At 70.0% G+C, this 20323-nt stretch carries 15 protein-coding genes and 1 pseudogene; 6 read left to right on the top strand and 10 right to left on the bottom strand.

Annotated elements, in window-relative coordinates; genetic code table 11:
- Positions 1-118: 118 nt before the first annotated feature.
- The 4 genes from WMF19_RS51160 to WMF19_RS51175 all read right to left on the bottom strand — a co-directional run bounded on the left by WMF19_RS51160 (position 119) and on the right by WMF19_RS51175 (position 4963).
- Positions 119-391, bottom strand: coding sequence for a hypothetical protein (locus WMF19_RS51160; RefSeq protein WP_437897014.1), 273 nt, complete (start codon positions 389-391; stop codon positions 119-121).
- 173 nt (positions 392-564) lie between these two features.
- Positions 565-1266: a CARDB domain-containing protein gene (locus tag WMF19_RS51165; protein ID WP_437897015.1), complete on the bottom strand. Its 702-nt coding sequence runs from the start codon at positions 1264-1266 to the stop codon at positions 565-567.
- 1698 nt (positions 1267-2964) lie between these two features.
- Positions 2965-3816: a ketopantoate reductase family protein gene (locus WMF19_RS51170; RefSeq protein WP_437897016.1), complete on the bottom strand. Its 852-nt coding sequence runs from the start codon at positions 3814-3816 to the stop codon at positions 2965-2967.
- A gap of 49 nt (positions 3817-3865) precedes the next feature.
- Complete coding sequence (locus WMF19_RS51175; RefSeq protein WP_437897017.1) at positions 3866-4963, bottom strand: NADH:flavin oxidoreductase; 1098 nt, start codon at positions 4961-4963, stop codon at positions 3866-3868.
- Positions 4964-5294: 331 nt separating this feature from the next.
- Between WMF19_RS51175 and WMF19_RS51180 the strand changes: the two genes are divergently transcribed.
- The gene (locus WMF19_RS51180; RefSeq protein WP_437897018.1) at positions 5295-5870 is read left to right on the top strand and encodes a TetR/AcrR family transcriptional regulator; all 576 of its coding nucleotides are present in this window, start codon (positions 5295-5297) and stop codon (positions 5868-5870) included.
- 112 nt (positions 5871-5982) lie between these two features.
- Here the strand turns inward: WMF19_RS51180 and WMF19_RS51185 are convergent, their stop codons facing one another.
- The 3 genes and pseudogenes from WMF19_RS51185 to WMF19_RS51195 form a co-directional block, all read right to left on the bottom strand.
- On the bottom strand, positions 5983-8418 hold the full coding sequence (locus WMF19_RS51185) for a hypothetical protein (RefSeq protein ID WP_437897019.1): 2436 nt from the start codon (positions 8416-8418) through the stop codon (positions 5983-5985).
- A gap of 8 nt (positions 8419-8426) precedes the next feature.
- Entirely contained in the window at positions 8427-9551 is a 1125-nt protein-coding gene (locus WMF19_RS51190) for an RHS repeat-associated core domain-containing protein (protein ID WP_437897020.1), read from the bottom strand.
- A gap of 20 nt (positions 9552-9571) precedes the next feature.
- Positions 9572-10174: pseudogene (locus WMF19_RS51195) on the bottom strand (DUF6531 domain-containing protein); the annotation flags it as partial.
- A gap of 14 nt (positions 10175-10188) precedes the next feature.
- Between WMF19_RS51195 and WMF19_RS51200 the strand changes: the two are divergent.
- On the top strand, positions 10189-11043 hold the full coding sequence (locus WMF19_RS51200) for a hypothetical protein (RefSeq protein ID WP_437897021.1): 855 nt from the start codon (positions 10189-10191) through the stop codon (positions 11041-11043).
- Between the two features lie 113 nt (positions 11044-11156).
- Here WMF19_RS51200 and WMF19_RS51205 read toward each other — a convergent pair whose 3' ends face one another.
- On the bottom strand, positions 11157-12149 hold the full coding sequence (locus WMF19_RS51205; RefSeq protein WP_437897022.1) for a fatty acid desaturase family protein: 993 nt from the start codon (positions 12147-12149) through the stop codon (positions 11157-11159).
- 189 nt (positions 12150-12338) lie between these two features.
- On the opposite strand from WMF19_RS51205, the gene fumC reads away from it, so the two are divergent.
- Together fumC and WMF19_RS51215 are read left to right on the top strand one after the other, a co-directional pair.
- Complete coding sequence (gene fumC, locus WMF19_RS51210; protein WP_437897023.1) at positions 12339-13736, top strand: class II fumarate hydratase; 1398 nt, start codon at positions 12339-12341, stop codon at positions 13734-13736.
- 144 nt (positions 13737-13880) lie between these two features.
- Complete coding sequence (locus tag WMF19_RS51215; RefSeq protein WP_437897024.1) at positions 13881-14048, top strand: hypothetical protein; 168 nt, start codon at positions 13881-13883, stop codon at positions 14046-14048.
- Positions 14049-14104: 56 nt separating this feature from the next.
- On the opposite strand, the gene WMF19_RS51220 is transcribed toward WMF19_RS51215, so the two are convergent.
- Together WMF19_RS51220 and WMF19_RS51225 are read right to left on the bottom strand one after the other, a co-directional pair.
- The gene (locus WMF19_RS51220) at positions 14105-14560 is read right to left on the bottom strand and encodes a hypothetical protein (RefSeq protein ID WP_437326694.1); all 456 of its coding nucleotides are present in this window, start codon (positions 14558-14560) and stop codon (positions 14105-14107) included.
- A 498-nt stretch (positions 14561-15058) separates the two neighbouring features.
- Positions 15059-15526: a hypothetical protein gene (locus tag WMF19_RS51225; RefSeq protein WP_437897025.1), complete on the bottom strand. Its 468-nt coding sequence runs from the start codon at positions 15524-15526 to the stop codon at positions 15059-15061.
- A gap of 13 nt (positions 15527-15539) precedes the next feature.
- Between WMF19_RS51225 and WMF19_RS51230 the strand changes: the two genes are divergently transcribed.
- Together WMF19_RS51230 and WMF19_RS51235 are read left to right on the top strand one after the other, a co-directional pair.
- Positions 15540-16556, top strand: a complete 1017-nt coding sequence (locus tag WMF19_RS51230; protein ID WP_437897026.1) for a porin — start codon at positions 15540-15542, stop codon at positions 16554-16556.
- 157 nt (positions 16557-16713) lie between these two features.
- The gene (locus WMF19_RS51235) at positions 16714-20253 is read left to right on the top strand and encodes a PHP domain-containing protein (RefSeq protein ID WP_437897027.1); all 3540 of its coding nucleotides are present in this window, start codon (positions 16714-16716) and stop codon (positions 20251-20253) included.
- Positions 20254-20323 lie beyond the last annotated feature (70 nt).

Consider the following 20323-nt stretch of genomic DNA (forward strand, 5'->3'; position numbering starts at 1 on the left):
AAGATCGACGCGCTCGACCCGCCGAGGGGGCGCCCGGCGCCCTGAGCCGCATCATCCCGGTCTTTCCGCCGCTGGCACCGGTCGTACCGGGGTCGTTGAATTGCTCTCTCTGGTCTCTTCAGGGCCTGATGGCGAGCAGCGTCGGCGTTTGACCCGGTGCCGCGGCGGCCATCGCGTCGATCAGCGCGCGCGGCTCGCCAGGCCCGACGGCGCCCGTCTTGCGGACGGCATCGACCCTGCTGAGCCCCCACAGGAGCGCGGCCGTCGCTGGCGTTGGCAAGCGGCTCAGCGTCACCATCGGCTCCGGCGTGATGGTGTTTCCGAGGTGACGCACCAAGCGGAGCCCTTCCTCCATGGCGCGCGCGAGGGTCATCGCCTCTGACCACGACACGCCTGCTTTCCGCGCGTGCGCCGAGATGACAGCCACCATTGCCGGCACGACGAGCGCCGCGCTGGGACGGGGTGGTTAAGACTAGCCAGGCCGCGCCAGCACGATCTGCGTCGTGGCGCTCACCGCGCGACGGTCGAACTACCGGACGCTCGCCCGTTGCCCAGGGGTATCGCTCAGTCTCTCCCGTACTTCTCGTTGTTGGTCTCGTCCGACTCAGCCACCGCGTTGCCCGGATCTACTTTGGTGTACCAGGTTCCAGTGCAAGACTCCAAAGCACTGACCGTCCATCCATAAGTCGTACCTGTATATGTGTGCGATGCGCCCGCGGCAAGCGGGACGAGGTTCCCCCCGTGGGTTGAAAAATAACCGCTACAACCGGACGGTTGGTACGGGGTCACGTATTGTCGATAGGTCCGAAACGCACTAGCCGTGCTACTGGAAGCCGCGGTTCCCTGGTTTTTGATGACCCATGTAAACAATACGCCTCCGGTCACATCCTCCAACGTGAAGCTCTCCACGATGAGGTCGGGCAAGTCCGTGAGCGCCTGCTCGGTCGCTTGAACGGGCTCGGTCTCTTCTACCTCCGACGTCGCGTCGATCGCGCAACTGCTGACAGGAAGTGCGAGAAATCCTACAGTCGTGATCATCCGAATCTGCGCATATCGCATGATGAGAATCTCCGGCTTGCTCAGTCGATGCGGTTCGAGAGCGACCGCGCCGGAATCGTTACCATGCATACCTAAATTGCACAATATCCAAATAATGAGGAACCGTTCCCGCGTTCTCGGGCCGCGCGCGCTCGCTCTCTCTCTCTCTCTCTCTCTCTCTCTCTCTCTCTCTCTCTCTCTCTCTCTCTCTCTCTCTCTCTCTCTCATTTGCCTATGTTTGTACCCTTTATCGCACGGTGGTTGCTGCGCTCTGGAGCGCCGGGACGAAGCCTGGTAAGGGGATTGTGGCAAGTCGAGCTGGCCCATTGATCTGTTGAATCGTCGAAATTTCATTGCGCGAGTAGAATCACATAGGTGCTCTGTCGACCGAGGCCGGATAGGACAAATCTTCTCGGCAATTAAAGAGGTGTTCGCTTTGCCTATCTTTTCGCCGTCCGCGCCATCCGATCCACCGAAGTACACGCCCAACCGCAGCGGACGGCGGAGGGGTCGCGCAGGTCACGGCTACTGACCGCTTCACGGTGGGCCGCGGGAGCGGACGGGACGCCGGTGGCGCGGAGGCCGCCGCGGCGGTGGACGTGGCACTTGCTCCTGAGGCGGGGTGACAGCGGGGGCGATGCGATGGAAAGGCGCAATGCCAGCCGAGATCGTACGTCACGCGAGCGGGTGAAGGGGGTGCCCGGCAGGTTCGTGCTGCGGTGAATGTGCACCCGGCGGCACGCAACAGAGGGCGCAAACGGAAAGGGGATGCTGCGATTCGCGTAGGCAAAAAGAGCCGGATCGCTGCGCGAAGAAGTGTGGCGCGGCGAACCGATGAGGCGGGGCCGCGAGCGTCGCGGCGCCCGGTTGATGGGTCGAAAGAGCTGGTCGAGCGCGGCGCAGGGCGTGCAAAGGAGCGCATCGGCATGCCGCAGGCGCACGTCGCAGTCCGGGCGTTGGTCTGGCCGGGGATGTTCTTGCGGCCAAGCGGCGTCCCCGAGCGCCTTGCGGCGCAGGACGGAGCTCTTCCAGTACGGCGGCCCTCGATTGGGTGAGCGCGCTGGAACATCGGTGGGCTCGCCGAGCGCGGAGGAGAGGAAGCGGGCGATGTTCCAAGGTTCGGTGAGCATGGCGACGAGCTTCATCCCGCCTTTGCAGGCCAGGCACTCGCGGACATCGATCGCAAACGTGCGGCGCAGAAGCTCGGCTCACGGCCGGTAGCCACCCCGCTTGCGTCTGGGAGCGGGTTCGTCGTTCACCTTCGCGGACTGTTGCGGCTTCGCACGGCGCCCTCGGAGCGTTGCTGGTTCAGTACCCGAACCACCTGTCGTCGGATTGTCGTCGATGGATGCAAGTTCAGCCGACCGCGAATGCCGTGGTTCTACAGGGGCCGTGGCATGGCGGGAAGCCCACGTCGACCTGGCGCAGCGCGGAGTCCGAGCGAGCGCGCGGAAGTCGCCACGATCTGATCTGACGACGTAGTGCCGTCATCCACCGCGCCCGCTCGCCTGTAACAACGCGGCCGTTATCGGCTACCTTGAGCAAGAAACGGGTCGAGCCCTCCCCCATCGAAGACCGCCCCTGTCCCCATCCTCCCGCCGCGGGCAAAGCTACAACCGGTACAGCTACGTGAGGAGCAGCCCGCTGCGGTACGTGGACCCGACGGGGTATGAGGCCGTGTCGTGGAGCGGGTGGGGGCCGGTGCGGACCAGTGCGGAGTGCGGCCGGGAGAGCTGGCTAGCGCCCGGGGTGTCGCTCTCGTTCGACCTGTCGGCGGGGGCAATGGCGCGGTCGAGGGAGGCGGCGGCGCGAGGGCCCGAGCAGCAGCAGGGCAGCGTTCGTGAGCGCCGAGGCGAAGAGGGACCGGTGACCGGCGTCACGCACGTCTTACAGATCGTCCCCTCGTGGATGGGCTCGCTGGCCTCTTCAGGGTCTGATCGCGAGCAGCGTCGGCGTTTGACCCGGCGCCGCGGCGGCCATCGCGTCGATCAGCGCGCGCGGCTCGCCAGGCCCGACGGCGCCCGTCTTGCGGACGGCGTCGACCCTGCTGAGCCCCCACAGGAGCGCGGCCGTCGCCGGCGTTGGCAAGCGGCTCAGCGCCACCATCGGCTCCGGCGTGATGGTGTTTCCGAGGTGACGCACCACGCGGAGCCCTTCCTCCATGGCGCGCGCGAGCTTCATCGCCTCTGCCCACGACACGCCTGCCTTTCGCGCATGCGCCCTGACGATAGCCACCATCGCCGGCGCGACGAGCGCCGCGTGCGTGCGCAGCCAGCTCTCCATATCGGAGTGCACGACGGCGGGAATGCCGGCGTCCGTGAAGACCTTCGCCCACGCCGCGTCCGTCACCGTGGTGACCATGCCTCGGGTGACCACCTTCGACGTCAGCTTGCCGTCATCGAGGGTCGCCAGGATCGCGGGGAAGCCGAATGCGAAGCGCGCCGGGCCCACCGCGTCTCGGAGGCGGCCCAGCGGCTCGAAGGTGTTGAACATGAACATCACGGACTTCGCCGCGCTCTCGGCCAGCGCAGGGAGCACCGCGTCCACCTGGTGCGCGAGCACCGTCACGAGCACGAGATCCCACGCTGCGGCCGTATCGAGCGCAGCGCTCACGCGCACCGCCGCGCGCTCCCCCGCGGCGCTCACGATCGCCTCGTCCCGCCGCAGCTGCTCCAGCCGCTCTCCACGGGCGATCACCGTCACCTCGTGCCCCGCTCGCGCGAGCTGAAAGGCAAAGGTGCTTCCAATCCTACCGGCGCCGACAATGGCAATCTTCATGCGTTACACCGTAGCTCCTGTGGGAAGCTCCATAGATTGACGGTCCGACTCAAAAGTACCGGCCAAGGCTCTCCTTGGTGAACTCCGTCAGCTCCGAGGTCCGGCCGGTTTTGATCTTCTCCACCCAGGCCGGGTCGCTGAGCAGGGGGCGCCCGACGGCGACGAGATCGAAATCGCCGCGCTCGAAGCGGCGCACGAGCTCACCGAGCCCCTGGGGCGCGGAGGCCTCGCCTGCGAAGTTCCCGAAGAGATCGCCGGACAGGCCGACCGACCCCACGGTGATGGTGGGCTTGCCGGTGATCTTCTTCGCCCATCCCGCGGCGTTCAGATCGGAGCCGGCGAACTCGGGCTCCCAGTAGCGCCGCTGGGAGAGGTGGAGCACATCGGCGCCCGCCTCTACGAGCGGTAATAGCCACTGCTCCATTTCCTTCGGCGTCTTCGCGATCTTGTTATCGTACGCGCCCATCTTCCACTGCGAGAGGCGGAGGATCACCACCATCTCCGGCCCGACGGCCTGTCGAACGGCCTCGAGGACCTCCACGGCGAAGCGATTCCTCTCGCCGATGGTCTTTCCGCCATACTCGTCGGTGCGCTGGTTCGTCACCTCGTAGAAGAACTGATCGATGAGGTACCCGTGGGCGCCATGGATCTCGATGGCATCGAAGCCGAGGCGCTTCGCGTCGGCCGCGGCCTTGCCGAAGGCCCGCACGGCGGCGTGCACGTCGTCGCGCGACATGTTCGCCGGGCCTTCCAGGGCCGCCGCGGGCTCCTCGTGGCCGTTCGGATCCTGCTTCGCGAGCCCGACGTGCCATAGCTGGGGCGCCATCTTCCCTCCTGCCCTGTGCACGCTGTCGATGACCTTTTTCCAGCCGTCCAGCGCCCGCTCGCCGTAGAAGTGGGGGACGTCGCGGAGATGGAGTTTGCCCGGCCGCTCCACGACCGTTCCTTCCGACAGGATCAGCCCGACGCCTCCGGCGGCGCGCCGGGTGTAGTACTCGACGTTCGGTTCGCCCGGCGCGTTGCCCGGCGATCGCTGGCGCGTCATGGGCGCCATGACGAACCGATTCTTGAGCTTCAGCCTCTTCAGCTCGAATGGCTTGAAGAGCGCGCTGACGTAGTCGTTCTTGTTCTGTTGCGGATCCGCCATCGCTCCGTCCCTTCTCCGGTTCTCTGCGCGTCGTCCTCGTCGCCGCGTCGTGGCCGGCAGCGCCCCTGGCGCTCCGGCAACGCCGGCGCCTGCGATCTCGACACCGCGCGGCGCCATCGCCGGCGCGTGCCTCATCGTTAAACCAACTGGATGGTTTAAAACCTAGGGAGCGGTCTGGGCCGTGTCAACTGGGCGGCGCGGCGTCGCCGCTCCGCGTGGCGAACGGCTGCGGGCGAGCCGTGCGAGGTAGGCCCGAAGGTTGCGGCTCGCACGTCGGCGGTGCGCTCTCCTTGCCGCGCGCCACGGCGTGTGCTCCATGAAGGATCCACCCATGCCCTACGACTCGGCGGCGACCAAGAAGAGGCTCCTCGACGCTGCGCTCGACGAGTTCGCCGAGCGAGGGCTGGCTGGCGCGCGCGTGGACCGCATCGCGGAGCGGGCCTCGGCGAACAAGCAGGCCATCTACGCCTATTTCGGCTCCAAGGAGGGCCTGTTCCGCAGCGTGCTCGAGGAGCGGTGTCAGATCGCGTTCGACGCCGTGCCCTTCGACCCGTCGGATCTGCCGGCCTTCGTCGCCGGGGTCTTCGACCACCTCGTCGAGAATCCGAAGAGCGTGCGGATGATGATGTGGAGACAGCTCGAGCTCCCCGACGAGGTGCAGCACGACGTCGCGACCGCCAAGGTGCAGGAGCTCGCCGCGGCTTACGACCTCGGGGCGACACCGAAGCCGTGCGCCGAGGACCTGTTCGTCATCCTCCTCGGGCTGTCGATGTCCTGGTTCAGCTTCGCGCCAAACCAGCCGGCCGCGAAGGGATCGGCGGCGGAGCAGCGGCTCCACGCCTTCAGGCGCTCGCTGGTGACGGCGGTCGACGCGGTCGTGAAGGCGATGGCGAAGACGAAGCGATAGCTGGTCCGTGCCGAGCCTCGGCGTTAGCTGCCGCCGAGGGCGCCGACGCCGCGCCACCAGGGCACGCGGGTGCTCGGCAGTCCATGACGGCAGGCCACGACCACCGCGGCGCTCAGGGGAACCACGCCGCGACCTGCACCACCTCGCGCGCCGCGCCGGCCAGGCCGTCGTCGCCCGCGAGGGCGGCGATGAGCGGCGCGAGCTTCACGAGGGTCACGCCGTCGCCTGCGAGCGCGGCACCGCGGTATTCGTCGGCGACCGCGTCGAGCAGGATGCCGAGCGCCGCGGCGGCGCCCTCGGGCGGGAAATGGCGGGCCAGCGGGACCAGGTCGAGCAGGCGGCTCGGCTCGTCGGCGCCGAAGCGCAGGGCTAGTGGGAGGGCCTGACGCGTGAACTCGGGGGCGTGCGCGGAATCGTGGCGCGCCAGGATGCCGAGGGCGGTCAGGCGGCCACCGTCGCTGAGCAGCGCGACCTCGGCGAGGAGCGCGTCGCTGTGGCCCGTCGCCGCGAACCAGGGGCAGACGTCGAAGAGCATCCAGCCGCGCTCGCGCGGCTCGGCCTGCTGGATGGCCTCGTCGATCCGCGCCAGCAGCCGCGCCGGCTCCGCGGCGAACGGGAGGCTGCGGGCCAGCGCCCGCACGCGCGCCGCTTCCGGCAGCGTCTCGAGCAGGTCCTCGGCGGGATCGCCCAGCGCCCGGAGGCGCGGGATCAGGCTCTCGAGGAGCTCGGCGGCGCGCTCGCCGAATTGGGGTGCGAGCGCTGCGGCGCGGCGGGCCTCCGGGGCGTCGAGGAACGGCACGAGCTCCGCGAGAGTCCGTTGCATCAGCAGGTCGTACGGGTTGACGTGCTGCTCCACCGCGGCGAAGGCGGCGCGTACGCGCTCGGGATCGCCGAGGCCGCGCGCGAGCGCGGCGAGCGCTCGCGCCCGCGCGGGCCCAGGCAGCGCCTCCGCGTCGGGCCAGAGCGCCTCGGCGACCGCACGCGGGTAGCGGTCGGCGAACAGGTCGAGATCGCCAGGATCTCCGCCGCTGTCACGGAGGACGGCGAGCGCCTCGCGCACGACGGCGATCCCTTCCTCTGGAGGCAACCACTTCGCCACGAAGAGCATCTGGCGCGCTCGCTCCTCCGCGTTCACCGTGGTCCGATACGCGGCGAGCGCTTCCCGCGCGAACGCGTATCCCGCCTCGGCCCCGACGACGTCGGCGAGGCTCAGGAGGCCATCCCCACGGAACTCGACGTCCGTGGTGTGCCGTGCGGCGTCCGTGGCCCATGCGAGCACTTCGGCGCGCGCCGGACCGGCCGTCATCGCCGCGCCGAGCGCGGTGAGCGTCCTGGCCTGATCTCGCTCGTCCGCGATCGGCGCCTTCCGAGCGAACGGCTCGACGCCCACCGGGGCACCGTGGTCTTTGCGGCGGGCGCACTGGTTCACGCTCGCCTCGACAAGGGCCGCGCGCACCGCGAGGGCCGTTGCCTCGTAACTCATTGGAAGTGGCTCGATGGCGTGGCGGCGCACGCGCTCGAGGTCGGCGACGAAGCCCAGGTAGGCCTCGGGCCGGGCCATCCAGCGGGCGAGGTGCTCCTCGGTGACCAGCGCGGCGAATGCCTGGAGCGGCGCGGTGGCCTGTTCCAGGTGGGCGCGCGCGTAGGCGCACGGATAGCCGGCCGGCGGGAGCGATAGTAGACGGCGGCGTGACGCGTCTCGCGTGTCGTGGTCGAGGTGCGCCTCTACGTCGCGGCGGGCCGCGTTCGAGCGGAACGCGTACGTGCCCTTGATGACCGTGACAAGCGGCTCGATCCCGGGGAGGGCACCCTCGATGTGGGCCCCGAGGGCGGTCGTGATCTCGTCGTCGCGAAGTCGGCCGTAGGCGACCGAGAGCAGGCCGAGGAGCTTGGCTGATGCGGCGCCTGCGGTCTCGAGGAACTCCGCGGGATCGCCCGGCACAGGCCAGGGCCGCACCGGCAGCGGATGGATCCGCGTGCGCGCCGGATCGAAGCCGAGGCGCGAGATCCACGCGCGGGCTGTGGCGTCGTCGCCCTCGACGGTGGCGAGCACCTTGACGCGGGGACCCACGGCGGAGAACAGCGCTGGCCAGGAGACGAGCGGTTCCGCCTCCTCGACGTCGGTGATCGCGAGCAGCAGCGACGGCTCGCCCTCTGTCGGCCCCACGCGCAGATGCTCTTCCGCGATCCGCGCGCGCAATAGCCGAGGTGGGCCGCCCACATAATCGGCGCGCAGCCGCGAGGTGAGCAGCGCGACCAGGTCGCGCTCGAGCCTGAGATCAGGCCCGATCGGCACGAACTGCGCAGCGTAGGCGGTGCCTTGCTGCTGCGCACGGACGAGGTGGGCGGCCACGACCGCGCGTCGGCTCGGGCGCGGGCCGTGCAAGATCGCATAGGGTAGGTCCGGCTCGTCGAGCCACCGGCCGAGCGCGGCTAGCGCGGTGTGCTCCTCGGTGTCGAGCTTGGTGCGCGACGCTTCGCGCCAGGCGCAGCGGAAGGCGCGCTCGACGGGCGCGGGGGCGGGGATCCGGGGCGGGGGGGTTGTCATCGCACGCGTTAGGTGGTGAACGGGGGGGTCGTGGAGCGCACCGTCCGGATGTTTTCTCGTCGAGAGTTTGTATCCTGGCTGCTCTGCGTGAAAGTACCGTCCCACCGACCCATCTTGTTGACCTTGGTCTCTTTCTTTTGATTCGGGCCGATCACGCCGCCCTTCGCGTCCTCTCCGATGTTGGCCGGATGGAGGCCGAGCTCTCGGAAGATCTGCGCGCACATGGGGCAAGGCGCCATGCCCTCGCCATCCTCGTTCGTGGTCTCGATCGTCGCGCCGTTCCTGAAGCGCTTCTGAAGCTCGGCGCGCACCTCCTCATTCGTCATTTCAGGTTTCCCCTTCGCGATTCGCTGGGCGTTTCCTTCGGCGCGGATCTGGCTCGCCATCTTGTGCAGCGCGTCCACCTCTGCACACGTTGTGTCCCCCGTCGCGGTCTGATTCGGATTGCGCGCTCTCTGCGCGTTCTTGACGGCCTCGGTGATCGCAGAATCCCTGTACCTCTCGCGCTGAGCCTCTGCGCTCGGCCCGCCGCGCGCTCCCTGGCTCTTGCCCTCGATATCGCCCGGGACCCCGCGACGGTTCTTCGGATCGGTGAAATCCTTGCCCTCCGGGTTGTTCCCGGCCGCGTTCCGGACGGTCGAGAACGGCATCAGCCCGCTCGGATCGACGAACCGCGTCGGCGCGTTGCCGGCGTAGTCGAAGCCGTTGAACCCGCCGTCGAGCCCCGCCGGGTCCGCGCTCAGGTATCGCCCCATCGCGGGATCGAAGTAACGGTAGCGGTTGTAGACGAGCCCCGTCTCTTCGTCCTCGTACTGGCCCGGGAAGCGGAGCGGCGTCGTGGTCCGCCCGCCCTCCTTCACCTTCGCGCCGAACGCGGACCGGTCGAGCTCGCACACCACCTCGCCCGCGGGGCCGACCAGGCGCTCCGGCGCGCCCACGTCGTCGTTGAGGTAATGGAACCACGGGCTCTCCTCGCGCCGCCCGCCCGCCACGCGCGTGTCGCGGTGGGCCCAGGGGGCGTACCGGGCCTCCTCGAAGCAGTACGTGCGCTCCTCCACGACGGGATCGCCCGACACCTGCGCAACGCGCTTGATCTCGTGGACGAGCACGCCGCCGTCCCACACGAAGCGCACGCTCGACAGCTCGTGCTGCTCGTGCTGTAGCGGCGCACGAACCGCAAGCCGAGGGGGCCGAGCAGATCGAGGTCGACCACGGGATCGGTGAACACGCGGCCGGTGGCGACGTCGACGGGGTCGCCCTTCGACACCTTCCCGCTCTTCTTCGACCCGTGGTGGTTCGGGCAGCCGGAGCCGTCGCCGCCCGCGCCGCCGCAGGCCGACTTCCCCCCTCCGTTGGCGCCGTTACCCCCGTTGGAGCCGTCGGCGCCCTGGTCCTTGCCGCTCCCCTTGCCACCCTTGCCATTGCCGCCTCCGCCGCTGCCGCCGCCGCCCATGATGAAGACGCCGGGGTTCATGCCGGGGATCGCGGGGATATTCGGGACGGGGGCTGTGCGCGCCATGGGAGCGAGCGTAACAGGGCGGCAACAGCACTGGAAATGCGCATCGTCCTCTCCACGGGCGCACAGGAGAGCACGTTGACCCGATCGGGCAGCCGCGAGGCCCATCGCGCTGCCTCCTCGTTCGGCCTGTCTCAATGCCGCTGGCGTGTTCGCGCATCCCCGCGCGTTTTGCGCATTTTCGCGCTCGAGGTTGCGGCAAGGGGCGAGCTGTCGGTATCGTGCGCGCCATTCGCCCATTCAGGAGCTCTGCCGTGCACAAGATCTACCTCGTCCTTTCCGCAGCATTCCTCGTCACCTCTACGGCCTGCTCGGATGAATCCGATTCTGGCGGTACGAGTAATGACCAGGCCAGCAGCAGCAGCGCTTCGACCAGCAGCGCCTCGAGCGGCGGTACCGGGGGCAGCGGCGGGTCGGGGAGCTCGAGCGTCGGAGAAGGCGGTGCTGGTGGGGCGGGCGCGACGAGCGGCTCGGGTGGCGCCGGCGAGGGCGGCGCAGGGACCGCTGGCGGGCCCGCTACCGGGGCCGGCGGGGACCCGGGCACCTCATCCCTGGGCTTCTTCGTTTCCACCCCGAGCGACAGCGGCGGCGATCTCGGAGGGATCGCCGGCGCGGACGCGACCTGCCAGGCGCTGGCGGCCGAGGTGGGCGCCGGCGGTCGGACGTGGCGCGCGTACCTGAGCACGAGCACGGAGGATGCCCGCGATCGCATCGGCACGGGGCCCTGGATCAACGCCAAGGGCGTCACGGTGGCCGCCAGTGTCGAGGCGCTGCATGCGTTGCCCGGGGGCAACCCGGAGCTCTTCGTCGATCACAAGGGCAACCGCATCAACGGCCAGTGGCAGGGCTCTCCCACGCCGAACGAGCACGACATGCTCACCGGCTCCGCAGCGGACGGCACGGCCCTCGCCGACACGTGCAACGACTGGACGTCGTCCACCGCCACGCCTGGGCCGCAGGTGGGGCACTCCGACGGGCTCGGTCCGAACATGAACGGCGCAGCCCCGTACAACTCGTGGAACTCCGTGCACGCCCCCTCCGGGTGCAGCCAGCAGCAGCTCGTGGCGGTGGGCGGCGCGGGCCGATTCTACTGCTTCGCCGCGGACTGAGGCCGGCCTGTCGGGCGCACGCGGCCTCGCTGCGCCCTCAGGGACCGTCCATCGTTGGGTCTTGCGGATGATCGACGGCGCCGCGCGGGTTTCGGCCGCGCGGCGCGGGACGCTCAGGCGGTCGCGCCGGGCTGGATGCCGTTCAGCGCCATCATCTTCCGCCGCTCGTCGTCCTTGTTGAGATCGCGGTACCGCTCGTCGAGCTTCGCGATATCGAGCTTCAGGATACGGCCGTACAGCGAGAGGGCGACGCCGACGATCGTCGGGTGGCACGCCGACTTCACCCGCTCATCGTAGTGGGGATACGCCGCCTCGTGGAAGCTGCGCAGGTTGTAGAACGGGATGCCCGGGAACTTGTGGTGCTCGTTGTGGTACGTGACGTTGTTCCAGAGGAAGTTCGTGACGCGCGCGCTCGTCCCGTAGGTGCGAGAGCTGTAGGCGTCCTCCCCCGGGAGCATCTCGTAGTGCTCGATCATCGAGGTCACGCTGGCGAGGATGGCGCCGAAGACGAACGGCAGGATGTAGAAGAAGAAGAACACCTGGCGCGGCATGACCCAGAAGAAGAAGGCCATGAGGCCGTAGAAGCCGAGCAGCTCCAGGTTCATCCTGACGCGCTGGAGCGGCGACAGCCGCTTCACGTACCGCGCCATGCAGCCGAGGAAGTAGAGCGGATAGGCGAACGTGTAGACGGCGAGGAGCAGGAGCCTCGCGAGGACGGGGTTCCGCGTGTAGTCCGTGACGACGAAGTTGTCGACGTCAGGGTACGTGTTCGCGATCTTGTGATGATGAAGGTGGTAGTTCGTGTACAGCGTCACGCTCATGCCGGTCGGCGCCCAGCAGAGCAGGGCGATGACGTACGAGGCGAGCTTCGAGCGCGAGCAGCTGCCGTGGACGGCGTCGTGCGCCACGGCGCCGAGGCCGCGGACGAGGTTGGCGATCAACCACGAGCAGGCGACCCCGATCGGGATGGCGAGCGGGTGGTGCTGCGTCGCGTAGAGCACCCACGTGACCGCGGCCCAGATGCCGAAATGAAGCGGGATCTTGAGCAGGTGAATCGGGTTGCGCCTGTAGGCAGCCTGCAGCAGCTCCCGCGGTACTGTGTCCATGCCGGCCATGCTGATCTCCGTGTTTCTCGCGCGTGCGCGGCCCGGAACTTCGCAAAAAACAGGCGGGAAAACAAGAGCACGCCCGCTTTTTACCCCCGCGGCGCGAATGCGCCTACGCGCTTACGCACGAGCCGGCGACAGGGCTTCGCGCCGCTTGAGGGGCGCGTCCGCCGCCGCTAAGAGGCGGCCATGGGGACGCGCATCGAGAAGGACAGCTTCGGGCCGATCGCGGTGCAGGACGACCGCTACTGGGGGGCGCAGACGCAGCGTTCCCTCGAGAACTTCCGGATCGGGGGCGAGCGCTTCCCGCGGGAGATGATCGCCGCGCTCGCCACCGTGAAAAAGGCGGCGGCGCTCGTCAACCGCGATCTGGGGCTCCTGCCGGCGGACAGGTGCGCGCTCATCGTCGCGGCGGCCGACGAGGTCATCGAGGGCAAGCTCGACGACCACTTCCCGCTCGTCGTCTGGCAGACGGGCAGCGGCACCCAGACCAACATGAACGTGAACGAGGTCATCGGGAACCGCGCGATCGAGATGAGCGGCGGCGTGATGGGCTCGAAATCGCCGGTCCACCCGAACGACGACGTGAACCGGTCGCAGAGCTCGAACGACGTGTTCCCGACGGCCATGCACGTCGTCGCCGCGCTCCAGATCGAGCGCCGCCTGCTCCCGGAGGTCCGCCGGCTGCGGGACACCCTGGCGCAGAAGAGCGCGGCGTTCGCGGACATCGTCAAGATCGGCCGCACGCACCTGCAGGACGCGACGCCGCTCACGCTCGGGCAGGAGTTCTCCGGCTACGTGGCGCAGCTCGACGCCGGCATCGCCGCGATCGAGCGCGCGCTCCCGCCGCTCCACGAGCTCGCGCTCGGGGGCACGGCGGTCGGGACGGGGCTCAACGCCCACCCGGAGTTTCCGGCGAAGGTCGCCGCCAGGATCGCCGAGCTCACGGGGGCGCCCTTCGTCACGGCGCCGAACAAGTTCCAGGCGCTCGCGTCGCACGACGCCCTCGTCGCGGCGCACGGCGCGCTGAAGGTGCTCGCCTGCAGCCTGACGAAGATAGCGAACGACGTCCGCTGGCTCGCGAGCGGGCCGCGCTGCGGGATCGGCGAGATCTCGATCCCGGAGAACGAGCCGGGCAGCTCGATCATGCCGGGAAAGGTGAACCCCACCCAGGCCGAGGCGATGACGATGCTGTGCGCTCAGGTGCTCGGCAACGACGTCGCGGTCGGCGTCGGCGGGGCGAGCGGCAACTTCGAGCTCAACGTGTACAAGCCGCTCATCGTGCACAACGTGCTGCAGTCGATCCGGCTGCTCGCCGACGGCTGCGCGTCGTTCGAGGAGCACTGCGCGCGGGGCATCGAGCCGAACCGCGACCGCATCGAGCGGAACCTGCGCGAGAGCCTGATGCTGGTGACCGCGCTGAACCCGCACGTGGGCTACGACAACGCAGCGAAGATCGCCAAGAAGGCGCACGCGGAAGGGAGCACCCTCCGCGAGGCGGCGGTCGCGCTCGGGATCCTCGACGGGGAGAAGTTCGACGAGATCGTTCGACCGGAGAGGATGATCGGGCCTTCCGGGAACGGGTGAGGCTGCGGTGGGCGGGGATGCCAAGGAGAAGAGGTCGTACCGAGTTGCCCGGCGCTCGGAGAGGGGGCCTAGGCGTTAACCAAGCTCGTTCGGTCACGCTCTGCGCCCGAAGCCCCACCATCGGTCACCAACGCGAACGTTTACGTGGTCGTTTACGTGGTCGTTTACGTGGTCGTTTACGTGGTCGTTTACGTGGTCGTTTACGTGGTCGTTTACGTGGTCGTTTACGTGGTCGTGGTCGTGGTCGTTTACGGCCTACCGTTGACGACCACGACCACGACCACGACCACGACCACGACCACGACTACGTAAACGACCACGACTACGTAAACGACCCTCCGGTCTGAATTCTTTTTTCAACCCGGAGGCTAAGGAACGGCCCACGGCAGCCGGACGTGCGCGCCGGGAAGGATCCCCTGCTCGCCAGGCAGGTTCCAGACCACCGGCGACACGGGCAGCACCACCGGGGCGAGCGTGACCTCATAGGGGCCAAACTCGAATGTCGCGCCCGCCTCCGGAAACCCCTGAGTCGGGTCGTCGATCCCCACCTGCGCCCCCGGATCCACAAGAATGTCCGAGGACGGAATCGCCGGCGCGCTCGCCTGCGGCAGGTCGCTCACCCGCTGCAGCGCCTCGTCGACCACACGCTTCCAGTTACGTCCCATCTGCGCGGATGGAAGCTCCGCTGCGAGCGCCTCCAACCGCGCCTTGAACTGTGCGTCGGACAGCACCGTCGCAGGCCGCTCCACGGGCGTCCGGGGCGGCGGCACCACCTCCTGCGCCTGCGCCAGGCCAGGCGCAACCAGCACCGCAAGCAGCATCACGGCAGCTCCGTGCGCTCTCCTGCACACCCTCATTCACCACCTCCTTTGCGCGCCTTGACGCGGCTGACGGACATCCAGCGAGAGGTCGACCGCGCGGAGCGCCGGTCACTCCGGCCTTCCGCGCGGCGGCGGGGCGAGCCCGCCTCCGGGAACGGGCGGCGATCGACGTCGATCGCCGCGGGGTTCGGGAGCAATCAGTGTACGCCCATCGCGGGTGCACGGAAAGGGCAACATGCCTGGTGCGCGCGGGTGCAAGGCGGCGCGTTGACACCCTGTCGACACGTGGGATAGACGAGAGGCGCCTAGCGGGGCTGTTGCCGAGTTCGTTGCGATTCCTCACGCCCGCCGGCCAGCTCGGACGCCAATGACACCTCGCGCATGGACTCGTCGCGGTGCGGATCCTCGATGTGCCCGGCCATGGCGCCGCGGACGCAGCTCGGCGCCGGACGGCGCTGCGATCGCCGCTGTCCTCGTGGCAGCCGTGGCGCTCGGGTGTCCTCAGGCCAGCGCGCAACCCGCCCAGCGGCTGCCGGTCCAGCCTCCGGCCGCCGACGCGCTTCCGGTTCCCCCGCCCGCCGCGCCGACCCTCCCTGTCGCGCCGCCGCCCACCGCGGCTCCCCCCGGCGCCGCGCCGGCCACGCCACCTGCCGGGGCCGCGCCGCCCGGCGCCACGCCGGCCACGCCACCTGCCGCCGCGGCGCCCGGCACCGCGGCCACGCCGGGCGCACCGCCCGCCGGCGCTGCGCCGTCCGCTGTCGCCGCACCCGGCGCACCCGCCGCCAGCACGTCGCCGGCAGCCAGCACGTCGCCGGCAGGCGCCGCGCCGCCGGGCACCGCACCGTCCGCCGGGGCCGCGCCGTCTGCCGGAGCCGCGCCGCCCGCCGCGGCCGCGGGCGCTCCGTCGTCTGCCAGGTCAGACGCCGCGCCTGTCGCAGGCGGCGCGGGCGGATCGCCATTCCAGCTCACGATCGGCCGCCTCGTGCTCTCGCCCATCGTGCTCGTGCAGGCCCAGGCCGCCCCCTACGTGGGCGAGGACGCCTTCCTCCAGGCGGGCGACGTCGCCGAGGGGCAGGGGTTCCGCCTGCGGCGCGCCCGCGTCGGCTTCGCGGGGAGGCTCGCGGGGTATGTGCCGTTCGCGGTCTCGGGCGAGCTCGCCGGGGGCGCCGACGGCTCGGCACAGCTCTCCGAGGCGTGGATCGGCTACGCCCACTTCCCGTTCGCGAACCTCTATTTCGGCGCGCACGACGTGCCGTTCAGCCGCTCCGCGATGGCGGGCGCCGGCGAGGGCGCGCTCATCGAGCGGCCCCTCGCCGTGCGCGCCATGGCGCCCTCACGCCAGGTCGGCCTCCACGTCGAGGGGCACTTCCGGGGCAGGGCGTTCAGCTACTTCGCCGGCATGTTCAACGGCTTCCAGCGCTCGGATCAGTTCTTCGCCGGCTATGTCGAAAACGCCGCGAGCTTCGGCAACCGCTTCGACCACATCGCCTATGTCGCGCGGCTCGCCATCGAGCCGCTCGGCCCCCTCCCTCGCTCGGTGCAGGACCTCGCCGTCTCGCGCCTCCGCGTCGGCGCGGGCGCGAGCTACTTCTTCAGCGACGGCGGGACGCGCGACATCCATGGCATCGGCGCCGACCTCCTGGTCCACGTCGAGGGCGCACACGCGCTCGCCGAGCTCCTCTGGAACCAGAGCAACCCCGAGAGCACCCCGACGCAGCCGCTCGGCCAGCTCGCCCCGGTCACGTCGATAGGGCTCGTCGGTGAGCTGGGGTATTTCGTGAGGCGCATCAAGCTCGGCGTGAACGCGCGGTTCGAGTGGCTCGATCCCAACCTCGACCTCTCGGACGAGACGGACAGCTGGGCCCTCACCGCCGGCGCGAGTTACCACTTCATCGACAACACCCTCAAGGCGCAGGCCGACTTCACCCACCGGCAGGAGCGCCACGGCGTCGCGCTCGACAACGACGCCGTTGCGCTCCAGCTGCAGCTCAACCTCTAGAGCACCGAACAGCTTGGAAACCAGAGAGATGAACCGCCAAGGCGCCGTGAGACGCCAAGAAAAACACAAAAGTCTTGGCGTCTCATGGCGCCTTGGCGGTTCGACTTCTTGCTGGTTGCATGCGGCTTCAACCCGCTTGTCGTTCTAGCGGCCCGCCATGCGAAAACGCCGCTCCGCCCTCGCGTTGTTCGGCCTGGTCGGCCTGGTGGGCCTGGTGGGCCTGGTTGGTTGCGACGAGCCGAACCTCCTGCGCGCCAAGCCGATCGAGAACCGGTTCGAGCTGGTCGGCGGCCCGGTGGCGATGGCCGATGTCGGCGATTTCCTCCTGGAGAACGACGAGATCCGGGTCGCGATCCTCGGCCCGCGCCACTCGCCGGGGCCGGGCGTCTACGGCGGCTCGCTTGTCGACGCCGACCTGCGCCGCCCCGATCCGCGCTTCGCGAGCGCGTCGGGCCGCGACCGCTTCGCCGAGTCGTTCCCGGTCGCCAACCTGCTCGTGCCCGACCCGGGCGCCACCGAGGTCTTCGTGGTCAACGACGGCTCCGACGGGCAGGAGGCGATCGTCCGGGTCGAGGGCGACGGCGGCTTCCTCTTCCACGCGCTCGGCGTGCTGAAGACCCAGGAGGACCTGCTCGGCCTCCTGTTCGACGGCCTCAAGCCGGCGATGCGCTTCCGCACCGACTACGTCCTGCGCCCGGGCGAGCGGTTCGTCACGATCCGCACGACGCTCCTCCTGCCGGACAAAGTGCTCGGGTGCCCGAGCGTCGCCTCGTGCGCGCTCGAGTGCGAGGACGGCCTCGCGGCAGGCGCCGACGGCTGCCCCACGTGCGCCTGCGGAGAGCCGCTCTCGCTCGACAACTACACGGGCCCCTCGGACATCTTCAGGGGCATCCTTGGCGACGAGCGGAACGGAGATCCCGAGCGGAAGGGCGGCATCGTCGCGGGGGATTTCGTCTTCTTCGGCAACCAGAACGACATCTTCGGCCCCGGCATGGGCTTCGACGAGGAGAAGGCGGTGTTCGACGCCCTCTTCTCCGGCAGGGACACGTTCCAGCAGCCGCTCAGCTTCGATTTCGTCGCCGCGGCGGGCGGCGACATCAGCTACGGCTATTTCACGAAGGCCAGAGAGGGCGGCCCGCCCTCCACGGTCAACGTCCCCGTCTTCACGAGCGCGGCGACGGCCTTCCTGAGCGCCGGCCGGAGCTGCCTCGCGGCGGACTCCGACGACGAGGCGTGCGACAGGAAGCGAGCGTTCACCTACGAGCGCTACTTCGCCGTGGGCGAGGGCGACGTCGCGAGCGTCGCCGAGGTGGTGTACGGCGCCCGGGGCACGCCGACCGGCGCGCTCGAGGGCGCCGTGCGGTGGCGGTCGACGGGCGCGCCCGTGCCGAACGCGCGCGTCCACGTCTTCCGCGACCCGGACCCGGGCGCCGCCTTCGCGAGCGTCGACGCGCTGGTCGAGGCGAACCTCGCGCGCTCGGGGGACGTGGGGCTGCTCAGCTCCATCGACGCCGACCTCGGGCTCGATCCGGTGGAGGACGGCGACTTCCACGCGCGGCTCCCGCCGGGCGGCTACCTGCTCGTCGCCGAGAACCCCGAGGGCACCGCCGTGTCGGCGCCGATCCGCGTGGCGCTCGGCGCCGGGGCCACGGTCTCGGTGGCGGCGGAGCTGCCGAGCCCCGCGCGGATCGCGTACCGGGTTGTCGACGAGGGCGGCCGGCTCGCGCCCGCCAAGCTGACGTTCGTCGCGCTCGACGCCGCGGGGCAGCCGCTCGAGGGCGACGGAACGAGGCGGGTCTACCTCGGCCACGGCCGCCTCGGCAGCGGCGTCCGGCAGATCGAGCGCTCGGCGACGGGCGAGGGCGCGGTCGAGATCGAGCCCGGGCGCTACCGCGTCCTCGCCACGCGCGGGCCCGAGTTCGGCCGGTTCGAGGTCCCCGACCTCGAGGTGCGCGCCGGAGAGGTGCGGCGGATCGAGGCGGTCGTGCCGCGCGAGGTCGACTCGACGGGCTGGATGTCGATCGACATGCACCTGCACCAGCGCCCGAGCTTCGACAGCGGCCTGCCGCTCGAGGAGCGGGTGACCTCGGCGGTCGTCGAGGGGCTCGACGTCGCGGTGGCCACCGACCACGACGTGCACACGGATCTCGAGGCCGCGGTGAGGCAGCTCCAGCTCGAGCAGCACCTGAAGACGGCGATCGGCGCCGAGGTCTCCACGCTCGAGCTCGGGCACTTCATCGGCTTCCCGCTCCGCTACGACGAGCTCGACGTGCCGGATCACGGCGTCTTCGACTGGGTCTGCCGCGCGGGCGGGGACGTGATCGACGGGGTGCGCGGCACGGCGGCGGAGGGCGAGGACGCGCTCGTGATCGTCGCTCACCCGCGCGACGGATTCATCGGGTACATCGACCAGCTCGGCGTCGACCCCTTCACGCTGCGCCGGTCGATCCCGACGCTCGAGGCGAGCAACCCGCTGTTCCAGGCGGGAAGCTGCGATTTCGACGCGATGGAGGTCTTCAACGCGAAGCGGTTCGATCTGCTCCGGACCCCCACCGTGCAGGAGGTCGTCGATTTCAACCGGTGCCTGTCCCGGATCGACGCCGCGACGGACGAGGCGTCGCTCCGCGCGGCGTGCGCCGAGCTCGGGCTCCCGGCGTGCAAGCCCGGCGAGCGGTACGCGGTGTGCCAGCAGCGCGCCCGCTCGGCGCTCGCCTGGAGCGTGACCAAGCGGATCCTGACGAGGACGCCCGAGGAGCAGGACGCTGTCTGGGACTTCGACAGGACCGCGGCGGACGGGGAGGCGCTCTGCCTGGGAGGCGAGGGCGGCGCGGTCCCGCCGGAGGACGCGGATCGGCCGTGCACCTTCCACGCGGGCCAGGTCGACGACCTGTTCCGCTACCTCGACCACGGCTTCTCGCCGACGCAGGTAGGGAGCAGCGACAGCCACGGCGCCTCGCTGGAGCCGGGCTTCCCGCGCACCTATTTCCGCTCGCGGACCGACCAGCCGGCGGCGCTCGATCTCGCCGAGGCGACGGCGTCGCTCCGCGCGGGCAGCGCGTTCGCGACCTACGGGCCCTTCATCCGCGCGAGCGTGGGCGGCGCGACGTTCGGCGGCGTGGCGCGCGTCGAGGGCGACACGGTGCCGCTCGACCTGCGGATCGAGACGGCGAGCTGGTTCGGCGTGGATCGCGTCGAGGTTTACGTGAGCGGCCGCCTGGTCCGGGTGCTCGAGCCGCGTTCGGGGCCGTCGGCGATCGTGGACGTCGACGAGCGGCTCATGCTGCCGGCGCCGCCGTCGGACGGCTGGGTCGTTGTGGTGGCGATGGGCCTGCGCGACGAGGACCTCCTCACGCCGGTCGCGCTGCCTGTGTCGTTCGGCGAGCTCCAGCTGCCCCGGGTCGCGAGCCTCGCGTTCACGCAGGTCAAGGCGCTCTCCCGGTTCTTCACGGCGTCGCCCCCGGTCCCCGACTGGTACCCGGTGGCGCCCTACGCGGTCACGAACCCCATCTTCCTGGATCGCGACGGGAACGGCGTCTACGACGCCCCGCGCGGCCCGCCCCCGTTCTGCGCGAGGCCGTGCGACCCGGCCGTGCTCGATCCGTCGCAGTGCCCGGAAGGGCAGCAGTGCCTGGCGAACGAGCGCGTCTGCGGGATCTTCGTGCTCGGCCGATGCGAGGACAAGCAGGCGTCGCCGTAGCGCCCAAACGATCGCGGCGCGCGCGGCCGCGCGGACCTCACCAGCTGTCGAGGGCGCCTGCGGAGCGCGC

The sequence above is a fragment of the Sorangium sp. So ce124 genome, assembly GCF_051525235.1.
Lineage (GTDB): Bacteria > Myxococcota_A > Polyangia > Polyangiales > Polyangiaceae > Sorangium > Sorangium atrum.